Source organism: Streptomyces sp. UH6 (genome assembly GCF_013421635.1).
Taxonomy (GTDB): domain Bacteria; phylum Actinomycetota; class Actinomycetes; order Streptomycetales; family Streptomycetaceae; genus Streptomyces; species Streptomyces abyssomicinicus.
This window is the reverse complement of sequence record NZ_JACADT010000627.1, coordinates 1-3,403: the sequence shown is the minus strand read 5'-3', so window position 1 is coordinate 3,403 and position 3,403 is coordinate 1. Positions and strand designations below refer to the sequence as shown.

Annotated in this window: 4 protein-coding genes; 1 reads left to right on the top strand and 3 read right to left on the bottom strand. The window is 73.2% G+C overall.

Translation table 11 applies throughout. The annotated features are described in order from the left end of the window. On the bottom strand, window positions 1-1,537 hold a 1,537-nt coding region (locus HW445_RS23265), incomplete at its 3' end, for a GNAT family N-acetyltransferase (RefSeq protein ID WP_180222908.1). A gap of 78 nt (window positions 1,538-1,615) precedes the next feature. Here HW445_RS23265 and HW445_RS23260 point away from each other — a divergent pair. After that, on the top strand, window positions 1,616-1,939 hold the full coding sequence (locus tag HW445_RS23260) for an HPr family phosphocarrier protein (protein WP_180222907.1): 324 nt from the start codon (window positions 1,616-1,618) through the stop codon (window positions 1,937-1,939). Between the two features lie 110 nt (window positions 1,940-2,049). On the opposite strand, the gene HW445_RS23255 is transcribed toward HW445_RS23260, so the two are convergent. Then, on the bottom strand, window positions 2,050-2,757 hold the full coding sequence (locus HW445_RS23255; protein WP_180222906.1) for a GntR family transcriptional regulator: 708 nt from the start codon (window positions 2,755-2,757) through the stop codon (window positions 2,050-2,052). A gap of 200 nt (window positions 2,758-2,957) precedes the next feature. Further along, window positions 2,958-3,403 (bottom strand): M23 family metallopeptidase (locus tag HW445_RS23250; protein ID WP_180222905.1); only part of this gene is annotated, 446 nt, incomplete at its 5' end.

Here is a 3,403-nt window from a genome sequence, read left to right as displayed (position 1 = left end):
CGCGCGGTCCGGCGGGGAGCGGCTGACGGGCCAGCAGGAGGCCGGCGTCGACCAGTTCGGTGATGGTGTCGACGCGGATCACGCCGGCCTGGCGCAGCAGCGCGGAGACGGTGTCGTGCGGCAGGCGGGTGGCGCGGACGGCGTGGCCCTGCGGGACGCCGCTGTGCCGGGCGCCCTGCACCACGACGAGCGGTTTGGCGGCCGCGGTGCGCCGGGCGAGGCGGTTGAACTTGCGCGGGTTGCCGATGGATTCGAGGTACATCAGCGCGACGTCGGTCTCCGGGTCGTCGTACCAGTACTGGAGGACGTCGTTGCCGGAGACGTCGGCGCGGTTGCCGGCCGAGACGAAGGTGGAGACGCCGGTGACGCCCGTGACGCCGCCGCCGCGCCGGTGGAGGCGGGAGAGCAGGGCGACTCCGATGGCCCCGGACTGGGTGAACAGGCCGATGCGGCCGGCGCGGGGCATCTCGGGGGCCAGGGAGGCGTTGAGCCGGACGCCGGGGGCGGTGTTGACCACGCCGAAGGCGTTGGGGCCGATGACGCGCATGCCGAAGGCCCGTGCCTGGCGCACCAGTTGGCGCTGCCGTTCGCGTCCTTCGGGGCCGAGTTCGGCGTAGCCGGCGGAGAGCACCACCAGTCCCTGGACGCCGTGCGCCCCGCACGCGTCGACCACCTCGGGCACCCGGTCGGCGGGCACGGCGACGACCGCGAGGTCCACGGGCCCGTCCACGGCGCCGAGCGAGCGGTGGGCGGGGACGCCCTCGATCTCGGTGAGGTCCTCGGGGAAGGACGCGTTGACCGCGTGGAGTGCGCCGGTGAAGCCGCCGTCGCGCAGGTGCTCCAGCACGCCGCGGCCGACGCCGCCGGGAGTGCGGCTGACGCCGATCACGGCGACCGAGCCGGGGGCGAGCAGGCGCCGGACGGAGCGGGCCTCGGCGCGCTGTTCACGGGCCTGCTGGACGGCGAGCGACCGGCCGGTGGGCTCGAGGTCGAGGTGGAGGCGGACCACGCCGTCCTCGTAGCTGCGCTTCTGGGCGTAGCCGGCGTCGGTGAACACCTTGATCATCTTGGTGTTGGCCGGCAGGACCTCGGCGGTGAAGCGGCGGACGCCGCGTTCCCGGGCGACGGCGGCGATGTGCTCCAGCATCGCGGAGGCGACGCCGCGGCCCTGGTGGGCGTCCTGGACGAGGAAGGCGACCTCGGCCTCGTCGGCGGGCGCGGAGGCGGGCATGCCGGTGGCGTCGACCCGGTCGTAGCGGACGGTGGCGATGAAGTCGCCGCCGACGGTGGCGGCGAGCCCGACCCGGTCCACGTAGTCGTGGTGGGTGAAGCGGTGCACGTCCTTGGCGGACAGGCGCGGGTAGGGCGAGAAGAAGCGCAGGTACTTGGACTCGTCGGAGACCTGCTCGTAGAAGCTGACCAGGCGCTGCGCGTCGTCCTCGGTGATGGGCCGGACGTGGGTGATGCCGCCGTCGCGCAGCACCACGTCGGCTTCCCAGTGTGCGGGGTACTCGTGACGGTCCGACGGGTTCTGCATGCCGCCACCCTACGGCGCGCGGCTGTGCGGGGCGCGGTGCGATGCCGGGTGACGGCGAGGGCGAGGAGGGAACCGGACATGCCGGAGTACCGGGTCAGGGTGGCGGGTCCGCACGGGCTGCACGCGCGGCCGGCGGCGCGCTTCGTGCGGGCGGTCCAGGAGTCGGGGCTGCCGGTGCGGGTGGACCGGGCGGACGGCGCCGGGGCGGGGCCGGTGAACGCGGCGTCGATCCTGGGCGTGCTGTCGCTGGGGGTGCGGGGAGGCGAGGAGATCGTGCTGACGTGCGAGGAGCAGCCCGCCGGCGCTGACGGGGACGGGGACGGGGCCGAGGCGGTGCTCCGGAGTCTCGCGGACCTGGTCTCGGGGAATTCACCGGAAGGCCCGGCCCGCCCGGCCCCCTGAACGCGATCCCGCTTTTTCCCGACCGTCGGCGCAGCCTTTATCGCCAGGCACCCGAAAAAGCCGGAATAGGCCCGGGGGAATTTCCTCGCCTCTTGTATACGGCCCTGCTGTTAATTCCGGAGGCCACTCGTGTTTACGGCATGTTGCGAAGTCCTCACCGCACCCGGGCGTGACGCGTCCCCCCGGTTCTGGCCAGGAATGCGCAGACGGTGAAGGGCGAGGGAGCGCTCGGTGTGCACGGTGGTCACCTGCCGGGCCCGATCGCCGTCACCCCGGGCCACCGCGTCGACGATGGCCCCGTGCTCGGCCCAGGTCTCGGCGGGGGCCGGCAGCGGCTCCACGGCGTACATCCAGGCGATCTTGTGCCGCAGCTGGGTGAGCGTCGAGGTCAGGGCGGCGCTGCCGCACGCCTGGGCGAGGGTCTCGTGGAACCAGCCGCCCAGGGACCGCAGGTCGTCGCCGTACCCGCGCCGGGCCCGCTCCTGACCCAGCCTGACCAGGCCACGGAGTACCTTCAGGTGGGCCTCGGAACGCCGCTGGGCGGCGCGGGCGGCTCCCAGCGGCTCCAGCAGCAGACGCATCTCGAGGAGGTCGGCGGCCTCCTCCTCGGTCGGCTCCGCCACGCAGGCGCCGGCGTGCCGCCGGGTGACCACGAAGCCCTCGGCCTCCAGGGTGCGCAGCGCCTCGCGGACCGGGACCCTGGAGACGCCGTACCGGCGGGCGAGCAGTTCCTCGGTCAGCCGGGTCCCGCGCTCGTGGACGCCCGCGACGATGTCGTCCCGAATCGCCGTGCATACCGAATGCGCGGGAATACGCATGCCGACCTCCGCCTCGATGAATGAATTGACTCTAAGGCAATGGCCCTCGATTTCCGACGTCAAGCGGCGGTGGAACGATATTTTTTGGCCGAACCCTGTCCGGACCAACGGGTTACGCCCGGATTCCGTCCGGTCCGTCCGGAGGGACGGAAAAGCCCCCGCCCGGAGGAAACCGGGCGGGGGCTTTCGCCGGACGGCTGTCAGAGGTTCACGCCGTGGGACCGGAGATAGGCGACCGGGTCGATGTCGCTGCCGTACTCGGAGGTGGTGCGCGCCTCGAAGTGCAGGTGCGGGCCGGTGACGTTGCCGGTGGCGCCGGAGCGGCCGATGTGATCGCCGGCGGTCACCGACTGGCCGGCGGCGACGCCGACCGAGGAGAGGTGGCCGTACTGGGTGTAGGTACCGTCGTGCATCTTGATCACGACCTGGTAGCCGTAGCTGCCGCCCCAGCCGGCCTCCACGACGGTGCCGCGGCCCACGGAGCGGACCGGGGTGCCGGCGGCGGCGTGGAAGTCGACGCCGGTGTGGCTGCCGGAGGACCAGACGGCGCCGCCGGCCTGGTAGCCGGTGGAGACGTAGGAACCGGCGATGGGGCTGACGTACATGGTGAGGCGGCGCAGGCGGTCGCGCTCGGCCTTGCGGGCGG

Excerpts from the sequence above, each read along its gene's own strand:
- HW445_RS23255 (WP_180222906.1), bottom strand. The coding sequence starts at position 2,757 with ATGCGTATTCCCGCGCATTCGGTATGCACGGCGATTCGGGACGACATC.
- HW445_RS23260 (WP_180222907.1), top strand. The coding sequence starts at position 1,616 with ATGCCGGAGTACCGGGTCAGGGTGGCGGGTCCGCACGGGCTGCACGCG.